This window comes from Bacteroidota bacterium, assembly GCA_016720935.1.
GTDB lineage: Bacteria > Bacteroidota > Bacteroidia > AKYH767-A > 2013-40CM-41-45 > JADKJP01.
This window is the reverse complement of record JADKJP010000003.1, coordinates 339,363-364,496: the sequence shown is the minus strand read 5'-3', so window position 1 is coordinate 364,496 and position 25,134 is coordinate 339,363. Positions and strand designations below refer to the sequence as shown.

Sequence of the window (25,134 nt, the reverse complement as noted above, 5' to 3'; positions counted from 1 at the left end):
CCTTAAAGAAAAAGGAAATCGCCATGAAAAAGGCCTTCTCAACCCGATCCATTTTTGTCGCATTCGCACTTTTATTGTGCCTTGCTTCGTCTTCTACACAAGCACAGAAATATGCTTATGTAAATACCCAGTACATCCTCGAAAATATTCCGGATTACAAAAACGCCCAACAACAACTCGATAACCTGTCGATTCAGTGGCAAAAAGAAATCGAAGATAAATATGCTATCATCGATAAACTTTACAAAGCTTACCAGGCTGAGCAGGTTTTACTTACTGAAGAAATGAAAAAACGTCGCCAGGACGAAATTTCTCAGAAGGAAAAAGACGTAAAAGATTTACAGAAACAACGCTTCGGTTATGAAGGAGATCTTTTCAAAAAGAAACAGGAAATGGTAAAACCCATTCAGGACAAGATCTACAATGCTGTAAAAAAGCTTGCTACTGACCAGAGTTATGCGGTGATTTTTGACAAATCAAGTGATCTGATTATGTTGTATGCTAATCCGAAGTACGATAAAAGCGACGACATCCTGCTTGCACTCGGGTTCAAGCCTGCGAAAAAAGAATCCGGAGCAGGCGCTGCTAAAGGAGGAGAATCCACATCTCCGGCAGGAACTCCTGATCGCGCACCTTCAAAGACTGACGAACCGAAAAAATAATTTCCACACTTATATTTACTAAAAACATGATGAAAAAATCACTGGTGCTTGCATGTGTTGCCGTACTTCTGACCGGGATAACTGCCTTTGCACAAACTCTTAAATTCGGCCATATTGATTCCGGGCAACTGATCCAGATGATGCCGCAAACAAAACAAGCTGACAGTACACTGAAAAAATTCGGCGAGTCACTGGATTCCCAGCTGAAAGGTATGACTGTAGAATACCAAACAAAATTACAGGCATATCAGTCAAAAGCAGATTCAATGCCCGACGCGATCCGGACTACCAAAGAAAAGGAATTGACTGACCTTGGCAATCGTATCCAGGATTTCCAACAGACTGCTCAGGAATCTATCCAGAAAAAGAAAGAAGAACTGTACGGTCCGATCCTGAAAAAAGCTGAAGACGCGATTAAAGATATCGCGAAAGAAAAAGCATACTCATACATCTTCGATACAAGCCTCGGCAGTGTGATCTTTGCACAGGAAAGCGATAACATAATGCCTCTTGTGAAAGCCCGCCTCGGTATCAAGTAATCAAGAAATTTTTTTTTTAACCACACCAGATTAACGGTGTGGTTTTTTTTTGCCCTTCGTTGGGCAAATTAAAGGTGATGAAAATACCTTTCTTCAAAAATCCACTTCCAGCAAAACCGGACAATGATCACTGTGTTTTGCTTCAGGTAACAGAACTGATCGGACAAGACTGCTTTCCAAAGGTTTTGTAGCCAATTGATAATCGATCCGCCATCCCAGGTTCTTGTTTCTTGCATTAGCACGAAAACTCCACCAGGTATATTGATGCGGATCTTTATTGAAATGCCGGAATGTATCCACGATATCTTCACTCAGGAACTGATCCATCCATGCTCTTTCTTCAGGCAAAAATCCTGAACTGTTCGCGTTGCTCACCGGATTATGAATGTCTATTGCCTTATGGCAAATATTGAAATCACCGGCCATGATCAAATTGGGACGCTTCTTTCTGAGCTTTTGAATATAGGGAGCAAATGATGCCAGCCATTTCATTTTAAAATCCTGCCGCTCATCACCACTGGAGCCGGATGGAGCATAGACACTCATTACAGAGACATCGCCAAAATCAGCGCGGATCACCCGGCCTTCGTAATCAGACTCCGGAATGCCGCAGCCATATTCAACATGAGTGGGTTTCACACGTGTGTAAATGGCAACACCGCTGTATCCTTTTTTCTGGGCAGGGAACCAGTAATGATGATATCCTTCCTCTTCAAAAAAGGATACATCCACCTGGTCTGCCATCGCTTTTAATTCCTGCACACAAAGTATATCCGGTTGTACGGAACGGATCCAATCGGGTAAGCCTTTGTTCAAGGCTGAACGGATACCGTTAACATTATAAGAAACGATTCTTTTCATAGTCGGGATAAACTTAATGAAAATTGGAATTCAGACACAAAAACAGAATACAAACCCAATTTTTACGTTAATATCTTGATTTTAGCACGCGCAGTAAAGCAATCGAATCCCTTACATTTACAAAATCAACCATTCCATTTCTTTCCCTGTGATGCGGAAATTTTTACTGCTTTCCGTCTTATTTTTTTCAATCCTGCAGTCAGGTGGACAAACACTCAGTAATCTGCGGAGTCGCTACATTTCCCTGCGGCAGGACAGCGTTCAAATGGATACTTTGAGTCTTGTACCACATTCAGCATACTTACTAAATTCCGAAAACAAACCGCTTGATACCTCCGCATATATCCTCGATGAAATTTCCGGATTATTAACCTGGAATAAAAACAGTGAGGAATACAAAACAATAAAAGCTGACAGTATCAAGGTTGTTTACAGGGTGCTTTCTTTTCGTCTGGATGAGACGCTACAGCATAAAAGTTTAAAAGAAATCGTAAAAGCATCCGGGCAAAATCCCTTTTATTATAATCCATCTGATCAGCAGCCTGACTTTTTCAGAATATCCGGACTGACCCGATCAGGAAGTATTTCAAGAGGAATCACTTTTGGAAACAATCAGGATGTGTTTGTGAATAGTAGTCTGAACCTGCAACTCTCCGGAAAACTCAGCGATAATGTTGAAATACTCGCTGCCATCACAGATGAAAATATCCCTATCCAGCCCGAAGGGAATACACAACAATTGCAGGACTTCGACAAAGTATTTATTCAGCTCTCCAACCAAAAGAGTAAACTGATCGCAGGAGATTTTGAACTGCGAAGACCCGATAGTTACTTCATGAATTTTTTCAAGAAAGGACAGGGAGGGTATTTTACAACTGCCCTTGACCTGAATCAGAAACCGGATTCAACACGCAAAAGAATTATGCGGGTAGGCGCCTCCGCCGCGGTCTCCAAAGGAAAGTTCGCGAAGAATACCATCAATCCGATTGAAGGAAATCAAGGCCCGTATAAATTGACGGGTAGCAGCGGAGAAACTTACATCATCGTTCTTTCCGGTACAGAAAAAGTGTATCTCGACGGGAGACTGCTTTCACGTGGAAGTTCCGATGATTATATTATCGATTACAACATTGCTGAAATCACATTCACTGCGAAGAGAATGATTACTAAAGATTCCCGCATCGTCGTAGAATTTGAATATTCAGATAAAAATTACGCACGCTCACTAGTTTATCTCAACAATGAATTTGAAAGCAACCGTCTGAAACTGAAACTGAATGTATATTCCGAACAGGATAGCAAAAACCAACCCTTGCTGCTCGAACTTGATAGTGCAAGAAAAGCATTGATGGCATCCGTCGGAGATAACACCCAGCTGGCCTTCTTCCCTACCGCTGATAGCGTGGCTTTCAACGGGGATATGGTATTGTATCAGAAAAAAGATACGACTACTATTTCCGGGACATATTCTATCTATTTGTATTCAACCAATGTCGACAGCGCATACTGGCAGGTCACTTTTTCAGAAGTAGGATTCGGAAAAGGTGATTACATCCTTGATATCAATTCCGCGAATGGCCGTGTGTTTAAATGGATCCAGCCGGTAAACAACATTTCACAGGGAAATTACGCCCCGGTTTCTCTGCTGATCACACCCAAAAAACAGCAATTGTTCACTCTGGGCGCGGAATATATTCTGGATAAACAAAATAAAATCAGTGTTGAAAGTGCTCTAAGCAACAACGATGTAAATCTCTTTTCAAAGAAAGACAAAGCCAACGATGCAGGTTATGCACTGCAATTAAAATATCAGAATCAGACAAAGCTCTCATCCGACACAGTAAATGGCTGGCTGCTCCAGAATCAACTCAACTACGAGTACACCGGTAAAAACTTTAGACCGGTCGAACGTTACAGGAATGTAGAATTTGAACGTGACTGGAATCTTGGTACCACTAGTCTTTTAAGTGACGAACACATTGCAGGTTTTCAAACATCCCTCATCAGACAGAAACTTGGAAATCTCACTTACCAGCTGAAATCCTACAATAAAGGAAGTGCATACAATGGATTGATGAACGCCCTATCCACCCGTTTGCAATTGAATAAATACAGCATCAGTGCCGCGGGAAGTTATTTATCAACCAAAGGAGTGACGACTGAAACAAAATACATACGTCACAATGCTGAAATCTCAAGACCCATCTGGAGATTTATCATCGGCGCAAGAGAGAACGCGGAACAAAACAAGTTTTTGCCGATTCAATCTGATTCATTGCGCAGTAACAGCTTCGCTTACCAGGAAGCAGAGGGATTTCTGTCCACCCAGGATTCATCAAAATCCAAAGCAATGCTGAGCTACAAACAGCGTTATGATTTTGCACCACAACTGAATAGTTTCCGGGAAGTAACCAAAGCGGAAGATGTAAATCTGACCACAGAGTTTTCAAAAAATCCCAACAACACTCTCCGGACTACGACTACTTACCGGGTATTGAGTATTCTCGACACTTCTCTCACCGCTGCTGAACCGACGAAAACACTTCTGAACCGTATCGATCATTCACTTAATCTTTGGAAAGGTGTCGTATCGGCAAGCACCTATTACGAAGTGGGCACAGGTCAGGAACGCAGACAGGAATATTATTATCTCGAAGTACCCGCTGGTCAGGGTGTTTATGCTTACCTCGGTGATTTGAATTCAAACAGCGTAAAAGATCTGGATGAATTCGCGGTGGCTTCTTTTTCAGATCAGGCAAAATATATCCGTGTATTTGTGCCTACAAATAATTATATCACAACTCGTAGTAATCAGTTTGCGGAAGTGCTGACTTTACAACCTTCCGCTGCCGGAGGCGCATCCACAAGCGGGAAAACTCCGTTTCTGTATCGTTGGTCGAATCAGCTGTCGGTTCGCCTGGATAAAAAAACGAAGGATGAATCTCTGCTCTCGTCCCTGAATCCATTCAGCAGAAATATCGGTGACAGTTCGCTGGTATCAACCAATTCGAGTATCCGGAATACACTTTATTTCAACCGGAGCAATTCTGTTTTTGGCGCTGATGCTACCTGGCAGGAAAACAGAAATAAGAATTTTCTCACTTCCGGATTTGAATCCAGATCCATTACCTCCACCGGGATAAATCTCAGGTGGAACATCACAACAGATTTTCTTTTAAATCTTGGTTTGGAAAAAGGAACGAAGAGAAACAGTTCTGATTTCTTTTCTACGCGCAATTACCGGATACAATCCGATCAGGTGGAACCCCGCCTGAGCTATCAACCCGGAAACGCGTTTCGCATTACCGCTTCATACAAATACATGAATAAAATCAACAAAGAAGGCAGTATCGGGGAAAACGCGAAGAGTCATCGCTTTGGCCTTGACATGAAATTCAACACCGTAAATTCAGGAAGTCTGACTGCAAAAGTCAGCATGGTGGACATCAAATACAATGCGCCTGATGACAGCTATCTTTCCTATGAATTACTGGAAGGATTAAAGAATGGAAAAAATTACACGTGGAATGTTTCGCTACAGAGAAACGTCAGCAATTCGATCCAGCTGAGTCTGAATTATGACGGGCGCAAACTTCAATCGGCAAAAACCATTCATACCGGTGGTGTACAAGTGAGAGCTTTCTTCTGATAATGACAAAAAAAAACTCCCTTTCGGGAGTTTTTAAAATTGAAGAGCTTTTTATTTTAGATCAATTGAAGATTTTCCAATCAGTTGACCTGAATGATAAATCTCCACATTGTATTTTCCTTTTACCCAACTCGTCCCTTTTGCAAGAATTACCTGTACAGGCATATCAGAATTAGTATACTCCACTTCTTGTTTTACAGTATACTGTAAGGCTTGACCATTACTTTGAAACGTCTCCTGAGAGCTTGACATCACAGAGCCATCAGTGCCAAGCACACGCATATAAACATCAATATTGCCTTTGTCGATCACTTTGTTTTCTGCAAGCACAAAACTTGTTCTGAGTTTCTGAACCTGTTTAGCTTTGTTGGTCTCCACTTCTGTACCATTTGATTTGTAACGCAAACCTTTGGTCGTGATATTATATGCACGCAAGACAGAACCAGCAGCTATTTTAGTTGAAAGACGGCTATTCTCATCAGACAAGTTCTGATTCTTCGATTTCTCCTGGTTAAGATTGGATGCCAGATCCTGATTTTCAGCTTGCAATTTTGCATTGATCTGATTCAGGGAATCTATCTGGCTGACATAAACAGTATTCATTTCTTTCAGCTTTGCAAGTTCCGCCTTTGCTCTTGCAATTTGAGCCGGACCACCGAGAGAAATAAGCTTCTGGATCTCCGCGACTTTTGCTTTGATTTCATCGTCCTTTTCTGACAATTGATTTTGAAGACCCGTATTATCAGCTTTGGCTTTTTCGTATTCCGCTTTTACCTGATTGAGTTGTGCCTGCAATGACTCTTTTTCAGCCATTGTAGTTACTAACGTTTGGTTGGTTGTGTCAAGTGAATTTTTCTTGTCAAAAAACTGCCACAACAGAAGCCCGTTCGTCCCCAGCAAAATGGTGATGACAATGATAACAATGCCTTTACGGGGGCCTTGTTCCTGGTATTCTGTTTTGTTGCTTTCTTGTGAATCCATGGTGGTAGATTGAAATTGGAAACGTTTAAGATCCGATGAGATCTTTATTTTTTTCATCGACAAAATTGAGACGCAATTCCGTTAGAAATCCATCCAAAGTTCTTTGTAATTCCGGAGATAAATTACCCTTCGTTTTCTCACGAATCATTTCAAGTATGTCGATTGATTGTTGTGCCTGTTCCATGTTGCGCTCAATTTTATCGGTTGCAGGGTTTTTAAGCTTACCCATCGCGACCATCGCGGAGGAATGAAAAATATACATTAACTGAATAAACAACTGGTCGTTCTTATTCATTTCAGGGTTAAAATTTGAGCAGCAAACAAAGATACTATTTTTTCGATTTTACCAAAAAATAGTATTACTGAACATAATTCACAGGATATTGTGTGGAATCAAAGGTGAATACAACAGATCTGAGGATTGTCCTTAGATTATCCGCTACTTAAGCTATTTTTGGGGAAGATTACTATGTCAAAAAGCAAAAACAGGAAAGAAAGGTATACCCTGAACAATTCAGTCACTTTGTTGCAAAGTGGGGAAGAGTTCTTTGCTGCCCTGGAAGAAATGATCAATAAAGCCAGACAAGAAATTCATCTCCAAACCTATATTCTGGCAAATGATGAAACCGGACGACGCATTACAAATGCACTTATCCATGCTGCCAGAGTTCGACATGTAAAAATTTACCTCCTTGTGGATGCCTATGGTTCCCAGAACTTACCCCTTGCTTTCATACGCGAACTCGAAAAAGCAGGAATAGAATTCCGGAAGTATGGTCGTTTTTATTCAAATGGAAAATTGCACATCGGAAGGCGATTGCACCGTAAAATTGTGGTTGCTGATGGTGAGGTTGCGATTATTGGCGGAATCAATATCAGCAACAACTATAATGATCTACCATCTTCCCGTGCCTGGCTGGATTTCGCTGTGCTTGTACGTGGTGTGATTTGCAGTCGGCTCAACCTGCTTTGCCGACAACGATGGCTGAAAACCCGTTTTAAAAAACTACCACTAAAAATCCGGAAGCCTAAGCTGCATGAAGCGGCAGGTGTTGAGGCCCAGACTTTGGTGCGGGTAAGTCAGAACGATTTTCTGAGAAGGAAAAATGAAGTAGCGATCACCTATCGTCAGACTATACGACAGTCAATGTCATCAATAATCATTGTGGGAGGCTACTTTCTTCCGGGCGGGCAAGTGAGAAGGTTACTCAAAAATGCTATACAGCGGGGTGTCCGGATCAGTATTCTTGTTTCCGCTAAATCAGATGTAAAGCCGGTTATCTATGCCCGACAGTATTTGTACGATTGGCTCCTGCGTAACCATATCAATATTTACGAATATTCGCCTTCCAATGTTCATGGAAAGGTATTGGTTGCGGATTCGAAATTTGTGAGTATTGGTTCTTATGATCTCAATAATTTGAGCACCTATAGCAACATCGAATTAAACCTCGATATCTATAATGAAGAATTCGCATCCTTATGCAGGAACAAATTGGAATCAATTATGCAAAAGGACTGCCGGTTGATTACAAAAGCTGATTATGAACAAAACATAACGCTTTTTCAAAGACTGATCAATTGGTTTTCCTACCGTTTCGTAAAAACCTTTTTTGTACTCTCTGTCTGGCTTGCCAATAAAAGAGAAAAGGATTATTGATACTGAATTATTGATTAAGCGGAACCCGCAATTCTTTTCACAAGGGTCCTTTTAGCCATTGGTAAAAATGTCTCATCAAAAGGAAGAATCATTTCTGTTTCGATGACATATGCGGCAGGATTCGGAAGATTTTTATTGAATCGCAAAAGTTCGGATTTGATGGACTCAAAAGTGTTGAGCAGCGATTTTTCATAGGTAGCTACATATGCGATATGCAGACCTCTGTATTTTTCAGAAGGGTTTTCAAAAATAGATACATGGTATTCATACACCTCCGTAGCCGGCGAGATTCCTGATTTTAAAAAGAGATAACCGTTTTCATTGTTTAAAGGGATTACACCAACCGGATAAATCTTAAGTCTCTCTTCAATGAAATCATATATCTTTTTCCCTTCCTTGAGATAGCGTTCCATCTGAGGAATTGAAAAATCCAGAATGTTTTCTATTTCCTGCATGATGGTATCGTCTTCCACCATCTTGTTATAAATAATTCTGAATTGCTCCAGATCTATAGTTTTCAGTCGTTCCGGAAATAAGTTGTAGAGATGTTTTTTATTGTCCTTTAACTGCTTGAGATTTCGGTAGTGATCCACCAAATCAGAAAGGTATGGATAGAGACGTTGTTCCGTGAAATGTTCGCTTACATGCTGTAAATAGGCCAGCAACACGTATTTTTTATACTCAAAATCTATATGATTTTCAGTTATCCAGTTTTTATCGAGGAATTTCATAGACATCTGTTCCTGAGCTCTTTTACAATAACGGTCAAATCGTTGAAATGTTCCATACCGGTTGTTGAAAACCGAGACAAGGTGTCGGGTTCTCACAACCATCTTTACACTAATTTTGGAAAGATTCCGGTTTCCGGTAATTAAAAATACTATTCAAACATGATAAAATCAAAAAAAATTGGTCATTTTCTTGCAATTTCAGTGATTTCCCTCAGTATTTTCTCCTGCGTGCCCGCCAGGCAATTTGAGGATCTGCAGAAAAAGGAAAAGACTTGTCAGGATGAAAATGTTAAGTTAAAGTCCGACAACCAGGATCTCAATACCAAAAACACTGAGCTCAACGCACAAGTGCTTGAACTTAGAAAGAATGTTGATGAGCTTGGAAAGGATACCACGGAACAAGGAAGATCACACCGCCGTCTCGCGGATTTGTACAATGAACTCACTAAATCATATGACAAATTGCTTTCCAACAATGAAAAGCTACTCGCCGGCAATACGGAAGAAACCAAAAAACTGATAGTTCAGCTGAATCAAATCAAAGAAGACCTTCAGCGCAAAGAAGACAAAATGAAAAAAGATTCCCTGGATCTTTCTGAAAGAGAACGTAACCTCATTGAACTCAAAGGAACTTTAAAGGAAAAAGAAGATCGGGTTAACGAGCTGCAATCTGTACTAAATAAAAGAGATTCAACAGTAAACGCCCTGCGTGCCGCTGTGAATGATGCTTTGCTTGGATTTCAGAATAATGGATTAACTGTAAATGAAAAAAATGGACGTGTCTACGTTTCCATGGAAGAACGGTTGCTTTTCGGTTCCGGTAGTACCATCGTGGAGAAAAAAGGAGAAGAAGCTTTAAAAGAACTTGGCGCAGTGCTTGACAAAAACAAAGACATCAACATTCTTGTGGAAGGTCATACTGATAATGTTCCCATTTCAGGAACACTTCCAAGCGGAGCCCGTGACAACTGGGAGCTTAGTGTATTGAGAGCTACTTCCGTGGTAAAGATTATTTTGAAAAATGTGAACATTGACCCTTCCCGTTTATCCGCTGCAGGCAAAGGTCCATATCAACCTATTGATCCCGCAAACACCACTGAAGCGAGGAAAAAGAACAGAAGAACAGAGATTATCCTGACACCAAAACTCGATGAGTTAATGAAAGTACTGGATCAGGTCAATACAAAATAAGAAAATCTGGTTTAAGTTTTATCAGGCAGGATTGATGAATTGAATTCAGTAACACTTTATAAAAGAAAAGGCGACCAACCCGGGCGCCTTTTTTTCTATAAACAGAAATGTGGAGTTTCATGTTAAGCCTGACACTTACTGTCCATAGATGCCTTTTTTCTTCCAGGTGAATTTATAGGAAGCTTCAAAACTTACATAGGTAAAAGAATCATTCTGTCCGGGGTTACCGCGAGGGCTTGTTGCCGGGCCGGGATAACCGCTGGTTCCTCTACCGGTAGGATCTGAAATATATCTTGCCAATTCGTACTGCGTAGCATCCGGAAACGAAGATCTTAATTCATCAAAAGTAGCATACCGTCCACTTACGTCATCAAGATAATCTGTGAGAAAATAGAAATAATTGAACTCCGCTGAAATGGTGAGTTGCTTATTGTACAAGTACCGGATTCCGGCACCAAATGGAAAACCAACATTGCAAAAGTCATAAGGAGTCTTGCTATGGATTTCCTTATTGTAGCCCTGGCCTTCAGTCAGCCAATCATGCAAAGATGTTTCATATTCTCCATCCTTCTTGATCACATTACCAACACCTGCTTTGTTTTCAGGTACATCACGAGTGGTTCCATCCTGCCAGAAAAAATACCTGTTTTCAGGAGCGATGCTTCCATGAAACAAATCTGATTTTGGTTTTCCAAAATATGCTCCAACACCCACCATCACAAAGAAGCTGATTTTAGGCTTCCACAGAGGGGTGAGTTTATTTGGATAAATATTGTAGGTGATACCTGCTTCCGTGCCGAATAAGTCATTACGAAAACTGATTCCCCTAAGATAGTTGCGCAATTGAATTCCTTCTTTACCTCCAAGTGGTTTTGTTTCATCGTACTGCAAACGATGCCAGCTTAGACGAATCTGAAAATCAAATGGCCTATACAATGATTTGGAGTTCTTTGGATTGTTTAAAAAGTTACGGAGAGTCACTGCAGCTCCTGTACTTGCAGAGCTGTACGGAAAGTATTTTTCATTTCCGAGATCACCCATATAGTTTACAACCCCAAAGGACAATCCAACATCGGCGGTTCTTTGTCCATACCCAAGAAATGGGATCCAAACGAGAAGAAAAATCAGGTAGCTTTTTTTCATGGTATACCTCGCTATATTAATGAGATATGAAGGTAAAAGATTAAAATGGTACAACAAGCAGGAATTTGACGAACGGAAGATATATTGGGTGAATGAATCCTGGAGACCTGTCGAAGTTAGAAATATATTGGTGAGCCTGTTAAAAAATGCTCCTTTCCCATACCTGAAAACAGTTCAATTGTATACACGCCTGATTAGCTTTCGGAAAATGTATAAGATTTTCTTAAAAAAAAGCGGGCCACAATATTTCTTGTGGCCCGCCGAATTTAAAAAATGCTTGTGATTACCTGATCATAGCTGATCATTTTGTAATCACCAGGCGCTGAGTTTTCATACCAAGACCCGGGATTTCAATATTCATAATATAAATTCCAGGAGCAATGCCATTCATGTTGAAAGCAACTGTATTGGCACCTGTCTCGAGAGTGATCATTTTGTCTGTTACGTTTTTACCAAACATATCAACAATCATTAAATGGGCTGTTGTGTTTGCATCTGCATTCAGATCAATCTGGAAATCACCGTTGGATGGATTCGGATATACTTCGTATGCAATGGACGTTGCCGCAATGCGGTCTCCATGGTCATCATCATCACCATCACCATCATCATCATCATCGTCACCATCGTCGTGGCAATGATGTCCAACATGAATCCACATTGAACGATAACGCACATTTCCACATGCATCTGTCACAGCAACTCTCAACAACATCCATGGCATAGTCGCAGTTCTGAAATCTACAGTCGCGGATGTTCCATTATCTATAAGTGAAGCACCACCGCCAATTGTCCATGCGTAAGATACTGCTCCTGCAACAGGGGAAATTGAATAGACTGCAGCGGAATCATTGATACAAACATCGTGCGGACCATGGATATAAGAAATGATGATTCTTCCTTCACGTACATATCTGCATTCCGGATCGCTGCTTCCGCATGCGTTCACTGCAGAAACACAAACCAATCCACCGTGGAAAGAACTGTCTTCATCAACAGTGATTGAAGTGCCGGTATTGCTGGTAATTGTCATTCCGGTTGGAACTGTCCAGTTGTATGAAGTAGCATCAGTTACAGGGTTGATTGAATACACAATACCTGTTTGATTGCAATACACACGGGAAGGTCCCATGATGTAATGTGGAGCATCCGGAGCAGAAGTACAACCACCGCCACCACTGCAATTGTCAACTGTCAATGGAGCAGCTGCTTCATTGGTACAACCGTCAGAATTAGTATAAGAGTAAATAATCTGGAAAGTTCCTACACCGGCTACGGAAGGATCAAAGTCGCTTCCACTTACACCGGTACCGGTATAAGTTCCGCCTGCAGGGCTTCCACCTGTGAGAGCAAATGCGCCAATAGTATCACACACAGAAGCGAATGTTCCAAGTGTAACTACCGGCAGTGCATTCACCACAACTGTGGTTCCGGCATCAGATCCGCTGCAACCATTTCCGTCATTCACAGTAACTGAATAAACACCGGCGGCATCAACTGTGATACTTTGTGTTGTTTCACCGCCCGGACTCCATACATAACCCGCAGCAGCAGAAGCCGTAAGTTCAACGCTTCCACCCTGACAGAAAGTAAGCGGTCCGCTAGCAGAAACTGTAGGCACAAGACTATTGTTAACAGTCATTGTAATTACCTGTGAAGTTGCTGTGGAAGTTGTTGCACAAGAAGAATTAGAAGTCATGGTACATTGTACCTGATCTCCTGTAGCGAGAGTATTGTTGCTGTATGTGTCGCTATTGGTTCCTACATTGGCACCATTGAGAGTCCACTGATAAGAAGGAGAAGAACCTCCGTTGCCCGGAGTAGCAGTAAAGGTCACATTCGTACCGATACAAACTGTTTCACCCGGAGCTGCGGCAATTGAAACCGTTGGAGCCACTGAACCCGAAACAGACATTGTTATGTCATTCGAAGTTGCAGTAGAACTGCTGGCACAACTGGAATTCGAAGTAAGTATGCAAGTAACCACATCGCCATCAGCAAGAGCTGAACTTGTATAAGTGTCGCTGTTTGTTCCCGCATTCACTCCATTCACCTGCCATTGATAAGCAGGAGTACTTCCGCCATTTACCGCAACTGCAGTGAAGGTAACAGAGGTACCTGAACAAACTGTATTCCCTGGATTAGCTGTAATGCTGACAGAAGGAGTAACAGATGCTGATACTGTCATCGTCACTGTATTCGAAGTAGCGGTTGGAGTACTAAGACATCCTGCATTTGATGTCATCACACAACTTACCTGATCGTTGTTTGCCAGCGCTGCATTGGTGTATGTCGCGCTATTGGTTCCAACGTTACCACCGTTTAATTTCCACTGGTAAGAAGGAGTGGTTCCTCCATTGGTTGGAGTTGCTGTGAAGCTTACACTGGTACCACTACAAATCGTGCTTCCCGGAGCAGCAGCGATGCTGACAGTAGGAGTTACGGCAGTAGTAATAGTGATGGTTACTGTATTAGAAGTCGCAGTTGTAGGAGATGCGCAACCGGAACTGGAAGTCATTACACAAGAAACTGCGTCAGCATTTGCAAGAGCAGCATTAGTATATGTTGCACTATTTGTACCAACGTTAGCTCCATTGAGTTTCCATTGATAAGAAGGAGTAGCTCCACCATTCGTAGGTGTAGCCGTAAATGTTACACTTGTTCCTGTACAAATAGTACTTCCCGGATTGGCGGCAATGCTAACAGCAGGTGCAACAGAACCGGAAACTGTCATAGTCACAGTATTGGAAGTCGCAGAAGCAGGTGAAGCACAATTTGCATTGGAAGTCATCACGCAACTAACCGTATTTCCATTCGCAAGCGCTGCATTGGTATAAGTCGCGCTGTTTGTTCCGACATTTGACCCATTCAGCTTCCACTGATACGAAGGTGTTGAACCTCCATTGGTAGGTGCTGCGGTGAACGTAACACTGGTTCCTGAACAGATGGTATTCCCGGGGTTAGCTGATATACTTACAGACGGAGTAACACTGGCGTTCACCGTAACGGTAAGAGGACGTGTCATACTTGTACCACATGCATTGTGTGCGGCAACAGTAATGGTTCCACCAGCAGCTCCGGCTGTAACAGTAATGGAAGTAGTCGTTGAAGAACCAGACCAACCTGAAGGGAGTGTCCAGATATAATCTGTTGCACCGGAAACGGCAGCAATAGAATAAGTTTGTGAAGAACCTGCGCATACCGCGGCAGTACCGGTAATTGCACCCGGTTGTGCCGGAGTTGTACAACCGCCACCCTCTGTCAATGCAAGTGAACCATTATAAGGATAATCACCCGCTTCACTACCGTCATGGTCACCGGCAATACCGGCATAATACAAAGTCACATTTCCTGTTCCTGCAGCAGGTGCAGTCCAGTTAAAATTGAATGTGTGTGTATTGCTGGTAGCACCGCCATCAAGCTGATGGACCAGGTTAGGCCTTACAACACTACTTACAGTTGCGTTTTTGATTTGCGTTTCAGCTGAGTTAGTCACTACAAAAGTTCCTGCAGGAGTATTCGCTGAATTCAATGCTTCCACACCCAAACCAAAAACTGTCATCCCTGAACGGGCTACAGTTACACTCAGGTTATAAGTTGTTCCGGGAGTGTATGTCCCCCCTGTAATTCCTGCAATGGCGATCGAACCGCCAGCCATATTCGAAGAAAAATCGCTGTGGCAATCGATACAGGTACCTTCGCCGGGAGATCCTGTTTTCCCTGCACGACCGTTATCCGACATCATCGTGCTGGTTAACAGTACTACCACAATTAGTGATAGAGAGCTTAGTGTAAGTTTTTTTAACATAGTTTTCGTTGATTAACTTGGTAATTTAAATTGAAGATTTATTGAGTAAGTATTTTAGCAGGATTAGATTACATTTGAAACATTTCATTGGATGAAATTAAATTCTTCGAATTGAACATTTCCGGTTTCTTGCAGTAAGACTGCTTTTAGAATGAACACATATCATTTATTCTTATTTAGAAAATCAGGACACAAAGATGAATGAGCCTTCTCCATTAACTATTACACAATTCGTTCGGTTTGTTACAACATTCACTTATTTCAAGAAAGAAGCTCATCAGACACCTTCACCAAATTTACTTAGTAGAATATTTTCTCAATTCCCGAAGAGCGATTATGCTCCCTTCAAAAGAAAGAGTCAAACGTCGTGCATCTGTTCTGGCATCCTCTTTTCATCCATTACTCGCAGCGGATGTGACTTCAATAGTACGGGAAGATTCTGGAGGAATTTCGCAGAAATTTTCTTCCGCTAAATTTTCCCTGTTTACTTTTTCAGTAAACGGGGGTTAAAAATCAGTATTATTATTTTCCATTGATTATAAAAATATCAACAAACACGAAACTTCATTTTACCACCCAAAAGATTGGATTAAAATAAACCTACTGAAGTAGAATGGGTTTTAAATTATCAATTCGAAAAATGATTACCGGGCAAAATTATAAGTTGACGAATTTAGGAGGTTATATGATTTTTATCATGTCTTTCGGAGAAGGTAAATTGAATATGCTAAATGTTTCGAAGAAATGCTGACATTTGGTTGGAATCAGGAAAGCACTTCGATCCGGCTTTCAATCGTACAATTAGACGAACGCTTTAAATTCAATCAAATAGGACTCCTTATTCTGAAATTTCAAGACAATTCTCCGCTTTAAAACACAAACAGCTTTCGATAGCCGTTCACGGCATATTCTACCTTTGTTATAAATTTACCTTACGAACTGACTTTTTTCAGTTACAAAAATTACAAATGAACTTATTATTGTTGTCCGTTTTCTAAATAGATTGGTCTGGGAATCCTTCCAACTGGTTCAATAAGAAAAGTTCAAGAATCATATTCAGCATTGAAAAAGATAACGTAAATTTTCACCCGAATTGGATCCTTGCATGACTGGTCCATCTTTAAATTAATGCCAATCGACCTATCTTATTTATAAAAATATTAATCCAATAACAATACTTCTATGGGAAATATTGCAGAAATTAAACTTGAAAACAAAACATATGAGCTGCCTGTTATAGTCGGTTCTGAAGGTGAAAAGGCAATCGACATTTCAACACTTCGTGATCAAACCGGGTACATAACTCTTGATACCGGATTTAAAAACACAGGCTCCACTCAAAGTTCCATTACTTTTCTTGACGGAGAAAACGGAATCCTCCGTTACCGTGGATATCCTATTGAACAATTGGCAGAAAGCTCCACCTTTATTGAAGTATCCTACCTTCTGATCTATGGAGAATTGCCCTCCAAAGAACAGCTTGCTTCTTTCATATCCGGGGTAACTACTCATACACTCATCCATGAGGATATGAAGAAATTCTACGAAGGTTTTCCTTCTAAAGCTCATCCGATGGGTGTACTGGCCAGCATGATAGCTGCAATGTCAACCTTCTACCCGGATGTTTATAAAACAGAAGGTGATGTGGATCTTACCATTCAGCGGCTCATGGCCAAATGCGCTACAGTTGCAGCCTGGTCGTATAAAAAGTCAATTGGACACCCTGTCATGTATCCTCAGAACAGGCTTTCCTATTGCGCGAACTTCCTTCACATGATGTTTGCACAACCAACAGACGACTACCATGTAAATCCTAAAGTTGCAGATGCATTGGATAAGTTGCTAATTCTCCATGCAGATCACGAACAAAATTGTTCAACCTCCACTGTTCGTGTTGCCGGATCATCACAGGCTAACTTGTATGCTTCCATTTCTTCAGGTGTATCGGCACTCTGGGGACCCCTGCACGGTGGAGCAAATCAGGCTGTGATAGAAATGTTACAAACGATTCGTAAAGAAGGCGGTAATATCGGTGAATGGGTGGCGAAAGCGAAAGACAAAACCAGCGGCTTCCGTCTGATGGGATTTGGTCATCGTGTCTACAAAAACTTCGATCCACGTGCAAAAATTATTAAAAAAGCATGTGACGATGTATTGGCTGAACTCGGCATAAAAGATCCCCTTTTGGATATCGCCAAACAACTGGAAGAAATCGCTCTCACTGATAATTATTTTATCGAAAAGAAATTATATCCGAATGTCGATTTCTACTCCGGTATTCTTTATCGTGCAATTGGCATTCCTACAGATATGTTTACCGTCATGTTCGCCATCGGCCGAATGCCGGGATGGATCGCTCAGTGGAAAGAAATGCGCGAAGGCAAAGAACCTATCGCTCGTCCAAGACAAATTTACACAGGACCTGTAGCACGAAATTATGTGCAGGTTGCAAACAGAAAATAAAGTTTCGCAAATATTTAAAACTCCCGGCCATCCGGGAGTTTTTTTTATCCCCCTATAGAAACCATTGTTCGGTTTTCTGTCTGGCCGAATAACTCCTGCCCTCCCCATTGCTTCTCTTTCGCAGAGAGAGAAGAATGAATCAGATCCAAAATGGAATCGCCTTTTCTCAAGGCTGTCAAAAGATCCATTTCCCCTTTTGAAAACAGACAGTTCTTCATTTTCCCATCGGCTGTCAAGCGCAAACGATTGCAATCCCCACAAAACGGCTCACTCATGGTACTGATGAACGCGAAAGTTCCTTCGTAACCAAGTACTTTAAATTTCTTTGATGTATCGTGCTTCTTATTTTCCAGTGGAACAACTTCAAAATTACTTTCCGCCCGACTTAATAGTTCTTTCGAAGTAAGTAACTTTTGATTTTGCCAGTGATTGTCCCGAAATGGCATAAACTCAATGAACCTCACGTGAACAGGATAATCTCTGGTCCAGTTGATAAAATCAAATACTTCATCATCATTCACACCATTCATCACCACCATGTTCACTTTCACATGAAAATTACTGTCCATTAACAAATGGATATTGGACATAACCCGGTGAAAGTGTTCGCGCTTTGTAATCTTTGCAAAACGATCAGGCATCATCGTGTCCAGACTCACATTCAAAGATCTGATGCCGGCCGCCTTAAACTCATCAATATATTCATGAACGAAAATACCATTTGTTGTCATGGTAATATCTTCTAAACCATGCTGACGCAATCCGGCAAGCTCAAGAATGATCTCTTTGAAATCCCCACGAACAAGCGGTTCTCCTCCCGTGAGCCTGATTTTTCTTACACCCAGCTTTACAAATGTCTCTGCAATAGAAATTATCTCCTTCGCGTTCATCAGCTTTTCCTTTGCAGAAAAAACCGGATGATCCGGCATGCAATACGTACACCTCAGGTTACAGACATCCGTGAGGGATATCCTCAGGTAGTCGTGGATTCTGTTGTGACGATCGGTAAGCATTTTTTTTGTGGTTAGTGGTTAGTGGTTAGTGGTTAGTGGTTAGTGGTTAGTGGTTAGTGGTTAGTGGTTAGTGGTTAGTGGTTAGTGGTTAGTTTAAGGAAAAAATTCAAATTCAATGATTACAAAATTATTTTTACCGGGATTAAATACTGACAACAATATCCACTTTCAGATAAAGATGAACAACCGATCATTAATCCCAAATCAACAATCTAAAATCAACAATCTAAAATCAGCAATCCACAATCAACTATTCTCACCCTTTCTTCCGGATTCTGCAAGCCACAACTTTATACTCGGGACATTTCGCTTCTGAATCACTTATGCTGGAGGTAATCGTATTCATCATAATTTCGGGAAAATGGAAAGTTGTACTCATCACACCCGGTTTCATTTCATTAGAAACTTTTGCTTTGATAAAAATTTCTCCGCGTGCAGATTCTACTGCAACCATTTCTCCATCACCAATAGAATTTTTCCGGGCATCTTCAGGATTGATAAGTAAAACATCCTCCTTTAGAATTCGACTATTCCTCGTGCGCCTGGTCATCACACCACTGTTGTAATGTTCCAACTCACGTACAGTAGTAATGATGTATGGAAATTCTTTTCCGTGATCAACAATTTCCTTTGTCTCTTTAAATGCATTGTGCACAAACTTTCCTTTCCCTCTCTTGAAAGTTTCTGTATGAAGAATTTCCGTATCAGATCCATCCTCCAGTACGGGCCATTGTTTACCATTAATACCCAATTCTTCCCATTTCACTCCTTTAAAGAAAGGAACAATTGCCGCTATTTCTTTCAACTGAACAGCAGGATCATAATCAGGTTCCGGATATCCCATTTTATTCATGAGGTCAACAATAATTTGCCCGTCAGCTTTCGTGTTACCAACCGGCTCAACAGCTTTATTCACGCGTTGAATCCTTCTTTCACCATTAGTAAACGTTCCGCTCTTTTCAAGGAATGAAGCTCCGGGAAGAACTACATCAGCCATCATAGCTGTTTCACTCATAAATAATTCCTGTACAATCAACAGATCCAGTTTTTCCAGAGCTTTCTTCACATGCTGTGTATTCGGATCAGTTTGTACCAGATCCTCACCGATGATCCAGATAGCTTTCAGTTTATCCGACAATGAAGCGTCGTACATCTCCGGAATTTTATATCCGATGTGCTTCGGAAAAGGAGCCTTGTAGAACAATTCATACTTTGTGATCACTTCAGGATCTTTCAGATCAAGATAACCGGCTCCTTGATAGGGTTGACAACCCATATCCGCCGCGCCTTGTACATTATTTTGCCCACGCAATGGATTCACCCCTACTCCTCTTCTTCCGATATTGCCTGTGATCATCGCAAGATCAGCAATGAGCATTACTGTAAATGTTCCCTGAGAATGTTCGGTTACACCTAATCCATGAAATGACATCGCGTTACCTGCTTTTGCATATGCAATCGCTGCCTCACGTACCAGATTACGGTCAACACCACTTACACTTTCGAGTTCAGCGATATTCAGATTCAGGATTTCTTTCCTGAACTCCGCATATCCTTCTGTACGGCTTTCAATAAACTGCTTGTCTTCTAACCCTTCCTGAATGATGTAATACAACATCATGTTCAGCACAGCAGCATTTGTTCCCGGACGCAGTTGCAAATGGTACTGGGCATATTTTGTCAGTTCCGTTTTTCTCGGATCAATAACAATGAGGGTCTTTCCCTTCATTGCAGTTTGTTTCATTTTCGCTCCCGTTACAGGATGGGAAGCTGTAGGATTCGCTCCGATAACCATCATGCAATCAGTAAAGTTCAAATCCACGACAGAATTTGTAGCGGCACCCGTTCCAAATGTGCGTTGCATCCCGATGGCTGTGGGTGAATGACATACACGTGCACAACTGTCGATATTATTAGTTCCGATTACGACACGCATAAATTTCTGCATGAGATAATTTTCTTCATTCGTACATCGCGCGGAAGAAATACCGGCGATATAATCAGGGCCATACTTTGTTTTGATTTCAGTGAACTTTTTCGCGATAAAATCATAGGCTTCATCCCAGCTTACTTCAACAAATTTGCCATCTTTTTTTATCAAAGGTTCCTTCAATCGATCCGGATGATTATAAAATGAAAAAGCGTATCGGCCTTTCAGACAAGTATGTCCCTGGTTCACTTCCGCATCGAAGGGCGCCTGAATGGATTTCACAGTTTTATCCGCAACAGCAACATCCAAATTACATCCTACACCACAATAAGTACAAACGGTTCGCACTTTAGTATCCGGAACAATTGATTTCGATTCAAACACATCTGAAATAGCTGAAGTCGGACAAGCCTGAGCGCATGCACCACAACTCACACAATCCGATTCATTGAAAGTGGTGTTCATGCCTTTTATAATATGACTGTCAAACCCGCGGCCTGCCATACTCAAAACAAATTGACCTTGTACTTCATCACAAGCACGAACACAACGTGCGCAATTGATACATTTGGAAAAATCGGAGGTCATGTAAGGATGTGAGAGATCCTTCTTTTTATCAAGGTGAGTTTTTCCTGCAGGATAACGCACTTCACGAATGCCCACTTTGGCTGCTACGGTTTGCAATTCACAATTGTTATTCACCTCACAGGTTAGACAGTCCAGTGGATGATCCGTCAAGACCAGCTCAATAATATTTTTGCGAAGTTTTTCAATTCGAGGTGTCGATGGGAAAATATAAGTTCCCTCCATGACAGGTGTGTGACAGGAAGCCTGCGCCTTCACAGGGCCATCCACTTTCAAAGCGACATCCACGCTGCAAACTCTGCAAGCCCCATAAGGGTCGAGGTTAGGCGCATCACAAAGTGTAGGAACAACATCTTTTCCGGCATGTCTCTTGATAAAACTCAGAATAGTTTCTCCTTCGCTTATTTCAAAAGGCTGATGATCGATATATGCAATTTTTGACATTCCTTCTTCTATTATTTTGTAAAATAAGGACTAAGCTCTTCCTTAAAATAAACCAATGCATTCTTTATTGGCAAAGGCAAACCGCCACCAAGTGCACACAGTGAAGCGGTTTCCATTGTATCAATGAGATCCTGAAATAATTCTTCATCAATTTTGTAAGAAGAAATTCTTGCCTTTCGAACGAGTTCAAAACCTCTCGTTGAACCCAAGCGGCAAGGGAAGCACTTTCCACAGCTTTCGTGCGCGCAGAATTCAAACAAATGTTCCAGGTAATCAATCATTGGGAATTCTTCCGGTATACCAATTACCGATGCATGTCCCAATAAAAATCCATTCTGAGAGAAGGATTCAAAATCAACAGTGAGATCCTTGAATTTTGAAACAGGCACCAGTCCTCCCAGTGGTCCTCCAATATGCAGTGCTTTCACTTTGCGTTTGAATCCCTTACCCAAATTATCAATTACAAAATTCAAAGGAGTACCCATTTCAACTTCATAAATTCCCGGACGAGTAAAACTGCTGTCGAGACAAACCAGTTTTGTTCCTGTTGACCGTCCGCGACCTGTTGCAGCATAAGCTTTTCCGCCATGCTCCGCAATAAAAGGAAGCACAGCAAGTGTTTCAACATTATTCACTACAGTAGGTTTGTTGAACAATCCCTGCTGTGTAGGGTAAGGCGGACGGACACGCACTTCCGGGCGTTGTCCTTCGATAGAAGAAAGTAAAGCGGTTTCTTCACCGCAGATATAAGCTCCCTGAGCGGCAATGATTTTGAAATCAAAATTGAAAGTGGAACCAAGAATATTTTTACCTAAATAACCTGCTGCACGAATCTCATCAATTGCTGACTGACAAATTTTTATCGATTCGGGATATTCAGCACGAATGTATACAACACCATATTCCGCACCAGTAACAAAACCGGCAATCATCATTCCCAATAACAAACGATGAGGTTGAACTTCGAGAATATAGCGATCCGAGTAAGCTCCAGGATCACCTTCATCCGCATTGCAGACGATGAACTTTGTTTCACCAGGAGTATTCCGGCAAGATTCCAGTTTCATGCCAATAGGAAAACCGGCACCGCCACGACCACGCAAACCGGATTCTTTAATTTCATTCAGTAAATTTCCCGAAGGAGCAGATAGAATTTTTCCCAATAGCTGATAATATTCATTTACACCCGGAAGAGGGCCGGTAAGTACAGCCTTACCTACAGCTTCTACATGGTATTTATCACCCAACGCTTTTTTGCTGTTTTTGATTTCCGCCAACTTTGAAATGGCGTAACCCGAATAATTCTTGCCATCATAATGAAAAGCAGAATTTTCATGGCACCTGCCGAGACAACACATGGTGCCAACTTCTGCGGCATCGAAATGTTTGTGTACTTCGTTTTTTACATGCTCCTGAGTACCGGCAGCAAGACAGGCACTCCCGTTACAGATGTATACTTTTTTTCCCTTGTTATCGGGGCGAAGGAAATCATAAAAGGTAGCTGTCCCATACACATTCGCGTCACCAATAATAAATTCGGTGGCAAGCTTCGACAATGCTTCCTCAGAAGGTGTGCCCGTTTCTTTGGCAAGTGTTCCAATTTCCTCGAAGAGATTTTTCTTCAATCCCTTTCTACCGGACAATTCACTGATATTTTTTGACATGACTCTGTTTTATTTCAAATGGCTCTCAATAGAGGACCACAGGAAAATTATTGATGCTGTACCTTCTCTTTACTCTTTTTCAATCGATCGGTATGACTGTATGCTGTAAGCTTATCTTCTCTGCAAAACGCCATGAGAGTAATTCCAAATTTTTCCGACATCTCCACTGCCATAGAGGATGGCGCGGACACTGAAGCAAGGAATGGAATTCCGGCGACAAAACTTTTGCTGACAATTTCGTAAGAAATTCTTCCGCTCACAAGAAGACATTTTGCATCCTGCAGCTTATTGTTTAAAATCAGGGACCCTATCACTTTGTCAACGGCATTGTGCCTGCCAATATCCTCTTCCATTGCCAGAAGTTCGCCATCCATGGAAAAAGCCGCGGAGGCATGCGAACCTCCTGATTTTCTAAATACTACCTGCTCCGCACTCATTTTTGCAAACATTCCTGCAACAGTATTGGGGTCAAGGATTCCAATCTCCTGTAATCCTGTTTTCCCTTCCCCGATTTTTTCAAGTTCAGTTTTCCCGCAAATACCACAGGAGGATACTGACATGATGCTTCTGTTATTGGCGATACCTGCTCCGATTTTTTCGGCTGGAATTTTTACATCTATCCAGGTGATATAACCTGCCGGACTTTTATCCCTGATTTTAAGAACAGGATTTGTTTCCAAGTCCTTATAAATGTCTTCTGTATACAATAAACCTCTCACCAGTTGATCCTCTCTTCCGGGAGTTCGCATCGTCACCGTAAAAGGAGCACCATTGATCGTGATCTTGAGTGACTCTTCAACTGTAAGAGTATCCTCTACCGAAAAATCGGAATCACGGGTGATCTTACGGCCACGAAAATTGGCGACAGAAAATTCCATAGTTTGATTAATCATGGCGTAATGCTTCCATCACCCTAAAGATATGGAGAATGTGCGGAAAGAGTGCATCCATACTCTCTTCAGCACCTTTTGTTGATCCGGGTAAGGCCAATACAAGAGTTTCTCCGATTAGTCCGGCCAGACTCCTGGATAGCATCGAATAAGGGGTTCTCTCCTGACCGTAACTACGCATAGCTTCCGCAATACCCGGTATATCACGTTCCAACAGAGGTTTCAGTGCTTCAGGTGTCACATCCCGTTTTGACAAACCTGTTCCTCCCGTCAAAATAACCATGTTGTATTTCGCAGCAGCAAGTTTTTGAACCGTCTCACGAATTTTGTCCTGCTCATCAGGGATAACAGTATAATCACCAACCTTCACTTTCAAAAATTCCAGCTTGTTGATGATGGCTTTCCCTGCACGGTCCTCTTTTTGTCCTGCGGAAATGGAATCACTGCAAACAATCACAGCAGCAGACAAACTGCTCCTATATTCTTCCTTAAAATCTGTTTTCCCGCCTTTCTTTTCGATGAGTTTGATTCCGGTGATTTCAATGTGTTTATCAATTGGTTTTAACATATCGTAGGCCGTGAGCGCAGCAATGGATGCTCCATGCATGGCCTCAACCTCAACTCCTGTTTTATATATGGTTTTTACCTCCACTTCTATTTTCAATTCCATTTCTTCCGGGAAATAATGTACAGCGGCAAATTCAATAGGCAAAGGATGACAATCCGGAATCACATCGCTGGTTCGTTTAATCGCAAAGAGCGCAGCAGCCTTTGCCATCTCAAAAACATCACCTTTCGGTACGGATTTGTTTTTGATTGACTCCATCGTGGCGGGACTACCCATTTTTACAATCGCTTGTGCCCTTGCGTAACGAAGTGTTGAACTTTTATGTGTGATATCAACCATAATTCTAAATTTG

18 protein-coding genes are annotated in these 25,134 nt (G+C 41.6%); 7 read left to right on the top strand and 11 right to left on the bottom strand.

From position 1 onward, the window contains the following. Positions 1-23 precede the first annotated feature (23 nt). Positions 24-662: an OmpH family outer membrane protein gene (locus IPP86_03985; GenBank protein ID MBL0137676.1), complete on the top strand. Its 639-nt coding sequence runs from the start codon at positions 24-26 to the stop codon at positions 660-662. Positions 663-688: 26 nt separating this feature from the next. Further along, positions 689-1,201 (top strand): OmpH family outer membrane protein, encoded by a 513-nt coding sequence (locus IPP86_03980; protein ID MBL0137675.1) that lies wholly within the window; start codon positions 689-691, stop codon positions 1,199-1,201. 93 nt (positions 1,202-1,294) lie between these two features. On the opposite strand, the gene xth is transcribed toward IPP86_03980, so the two are convergent. Then, positions 1,295-2,062 carry an exodeoxyribonuclease III gene (gene xth, locus IPP86_03975; protein MBL0137674.1) on the bottom strand — a complete coding sequence of 256 codons (768 nt, stop codon included), beginning with the start codon at positions 2,060-2,062 and terminating at the stop codon, positions 1,295-1,297. Positions 2,063-2,213: 151 nt separating this feature from the next. Here xth and IPP86_03970 point away from each other — a divergent pair, with 151 nt between their 5' ends. Next, positions 2,214-5,711 carry a hypothetical protein gene (locus IPP86_03970; protein MBL0137673.1) on the top strand — a complete coding sequence of 1,166 codons (3,498 nt, stop codon included), beginning with the start codon at positions 2,214-2,216 and terminating at the stop codon, positions 5,709-5,711. A gap of 51 nt (positions 5,712-5,762) precedes the next feature. Here the strand turns inward: IPP86_03970 and IPP86_03965 are convergent, their stop codons facing one another. Together IPP86_03965 and IPP86_03960 are read right to left on the bottom strand one after the other, a co-directional pair. Further along, positions 5,763-6,692, bottom strand: coding sequence for a hypothetical protein (locus IPP86_03965; protein ID MBL0137672.1), 930 nt, complete (start codon positions 6,690-6,692; stop codon positions 5,763-5,765). Positions 6,693-6,717: 25 nt separating this feature from the next. Further along, entirely contained in the window at positions 6,718-6,987 is a 270-nt protein-coding gene (locus IPP86_03960; protein MBL0137671.1) for a DUF1844 domain-containing protein, read from the bottom strand. 174 nt (positions 6,988-7,161) lie between these two features. On the opposite strand from IPP86_03960, the gene IPP86_03955 reads away from it, so the two are divergent. Continuing rightward, positions 7,162-8,352: a hypothetical protein gene (locus tag IPP86_03955; GenBank protein ID MBL0137670.1), complete on the top strand. Its 1,191-nt coding sequence runs from the start codon at positions 7,162-7,164 to the stop codon at positions 8,350-8,352. A 14-nt stretch (positions 8,353-8,366) separates the two neighbouring features. On the opposite strand, the gene IPP86_03950 is transcribed toward IPP86_03955, so the two are convergent. Further along, positions 8,367-9,185, bottom strand: a complete 819-nt coding sequence (locus tag IPP86_03950; GenBank protein MBL0137669.1) for a hypothetical protein — start codon at positions 9,183-9,185, stop codon at positions 8,367-8,369. 57 nt (positions 9,186-9,242) lie between these two features. Here IPP86_03950 and IPP86_03945 point away from each other — a divergent pair, with 57 nt between their 5' ends. After that, positions 9,243-10,274: an OmpA family protein gene (locus IPP86_03945; GenBank protein ID MBL0137668.1), complete on the top strand. Its 1,032-nt coding sequence runs from the start codon at positions 9,243-9,245 to the stop codon at positions 10,272-10,274. Positions 10,275-10,409: 135 nt separating this feature from the next. Here the strand turns inward: IPP86_03945 and IPP86_03940 are convergent, their stop codons facing one another. Then, positions 10,410-11,417 carry a hypothetical protein gene (locus tag IPP86_03940; protein MBL0137667.1) on the bottom strand — a complete coding sequence of 336 codons (1,008 nt, stop codon included), beginning with the start codon at positions 11,415-11,417 and terminating at the stop codon, positions 10,410-10,412. A gap of 301 nt (positions 11,418-11,718) precedes the next feature. Continuing rightward, complete coding sequence (locus IPP86_03935) at positions 11,719-15,225, bottom strand: T9SS type A sorting domain-containing protein (GenBank protein MBL0137666.1); 3,507 nt, start codon at positions 15,223-15,225, stop codon at positions 11,719-11,721. A gap of 336 nt (positions 15,226-15,561) precedes the next feature. Here IPP86_03935 and IPP86_03930 point away from each other — a divergent pair, with 336 nt between their 5' ends. Both IPP86_03930 and IPP86_03925 read left to right on the top strand, forming a co-directional pair. Then, the gene (locus tag IPP86_03930; GenBank protein MBL0137665.1) at positions 15,562-15,735 is read left to right on the top strand and encodes a hypothetical protein; all 174 of its coding nucleotides are present in this window, start codon (positions 15,562-15,564) and stop codon (positions 15,733-15,735) included. 672 nt (positions 15,736-16,407) lie between these two features. After that, the gene (locus IPP86_03925) at positions 16,408-17,688 is read left to right on the top strand and encodes a citrate synthase (protein MBL0137664.1); all 1,281 of its coding nucleotides are present in this window, start codon (positions 16,408-16,410) and stop codon (positions 17,686-17,688) included. A 44-nt stretch (positions 17,689-17,732) separates the two neighbouring features. Here IPP86_03925 and moaA read toward each other — a convergent pair whose 3' ends face one another. The 5 genes from moaA to IPP86_03900 all read right to left on the bottom strand — a co-directional run bounded on the left by moaA (position 17,733) and on the right by IPP86_03900 (position 25,121). Beyond that, positions 17,733-18,701, bottom strand: a complete 969-nt coding sequence (gene moaA / locus IPP86_03920) for a GTP 3',8-cyclase MoaA (GenBank protein MBL0137663.1) — start codon at positions 18,699-18,701, stop codon at positions 17,733-17,735. Positions 18,702-18,957: 256 nt separating this feature from the next. Continuing rightward, positions 18,958-21,660, bottom strand: coding sequence for a formate dehydrogenase subunit alpha (gene fdhF, locus IPP86_03915; protein ID MBL0137662.1), 2,703 nt, complete (start codon positions 21,658-21,660; stop codon positions 18,958-18,960). 11 nt (positions 21,661-21,671) lie between these two features. Further along, complete coding sequence (locus IPP86_03910) at positions 21,672-23,324, bottom strand: NAD(P)H-dependent oxidoreductase subunit E (GenBank protein ID MBL0137661.1); 1,653 nt, start codon at positions 23,322-23,324, stop codon at positions 21,672-21,674. A gap of 47 nt (positions 23,325-23,371) precedes the next feature. Then, positions 23,372-24,217, bottom strand: a complete 846-nt coding sequence (fdhD, locus tag IPP86_03905; GenBank protein MBL0137660.1) for a formate dehydrogenase accessory sulfurtransferase FdhD — start codon at positions 24,215-24,217, stop codon at positions 23,372-23,374. Next, complete coding sequence (locus IPP86_03900; protein ID MBL0137659.1) at positions 24,210-25,121, bottom strand: bifunctional molybdenum cofactor biosynthesis protein MoaC/MoaB; 912 nt, start codon at positions 25,119-25,121, stop codon at positions 24,210-24,212. Before IPP86_03900 ends, fdhD begins: the two co-directional genes overlap by 8 nt. Positions 25,122-25,134: the final 13 nt, after the last annotated feature.

Coding starts and splice junctions, on each gene's coding strand:
- IPP86_03985 (MBL0137676.1), top strand. CDS start 24: ATGAAAAAGGCCTTCTCAACCCGATCCATTTTTGTCGCATTCGCACTT.
- IPP86_03980 (MBL0137675.1), top strand. CDS start 689: ATGATGAAAAAATCACTGGTGCTTGCATGTGTTGCCGTACTTCTGACC.
- xth (MBL0137674.1), bottom strand. CDS start 2,062: ATGAAAAGAATCGTTTCTTATAATGTTAACGGTATCCGTTCAGCCTTG.
- IPP86_03970 (MBL0137673.1), top strand. CDS start 2,214: ATGCGGAAATTTTTACTGCTTTCCGTCTTATTTTTTTCAATCCTGCAG.
- IPP86_03965 (MBL0137672.1), bottom strand. CDS start 6,692: ATGGATTCACAAGAAAGCAACAAAACAGAATACCAGGAACAAGGCCCC.
- IPP86_03960 (MBL0137671.1), bottom strand. CDS start 6,987: ATGAATAAGAACGACCAGTTGTTTATTCAGTTAATGTATATTTTTCAT.
- IPP86_03955 (MBL0137670.1), top strand. CDS start 7,162: ATGTCAAAAAGCAAAAACAGGAAAGAAAGGTATACCCTGAACAATTCA.
- IPP86_03950 (MBL0137669.1), bottom strand. CDS start 9,185: ATGGTTGTGAGAACCCGACACCTTGTCTCGGTTTTCAACAACCGGTAT.
- IPP86_03945 (MBL0137668.1), top strand. CDS start 9,243: ATGATAAAATCAAAAAAAATTGGTCATTTTCTTGCAATTTCAGTGATT.
- IPP86_03940 (MBL0137667.1), bottom strand. CDS start 11,417: ATGAAAAAAAGCTACCTGATTTTTCTTCTCGTTTGGATCCCATTTCTT.
- IPP86_03935 (MBL0137666.1), bottom strand. CDS start 15,225: ATGTTAAAAAAACTTACACTAAGCTCTCTATCACTAATTGTGGTAGTA.
- IPP86_03930 (MBL0137665.1), top strand. CDS start 15,562: ATGCTCCCTTCAAAAGAAAGAGTCAAACGTCGTGCATCTGTTCTGGCA.
- IPP86_03925 (MBL0137664.1), top strand. CDS start 16,408: ATGGGAAATATTGCAGAAATTAAACTTGAAAACAAAACATATGAGCTG.
- moaA (MBL0137663.1), bottom strand. CDS start 18,701: ATGCTTACCGATCGTCACAACAGAATCCACGACTACCTGAGGATATCC.
- fdhF (MBL0137662.1), bottom strand. CDS start 21,660: ATGTCAAAAATTGCATATATCGATCATCAGCCTTTTGAAATAAGCGAA.
- IPP86_03910 (MBL0137661.1), bottom strand. CDS start 23,324: ATGTCAAAAAATATCAGTGAATTGTCCGGTAGAAAGGGATTGAAGAAA.
- fdhD (MBL0137660.1), bottom strand. CDS start 24,217: ATGATTAATCAAACTATGGAATTTTCTGTCGCCAATTTTCGTGGCCGT.
- IPP86_03900 (MBL0137659.1), bottom strand. CDS start 25,121: ATGGTTGATATCACACATAAAAGTTCAACACTTCGTTACGCAAGGGCA.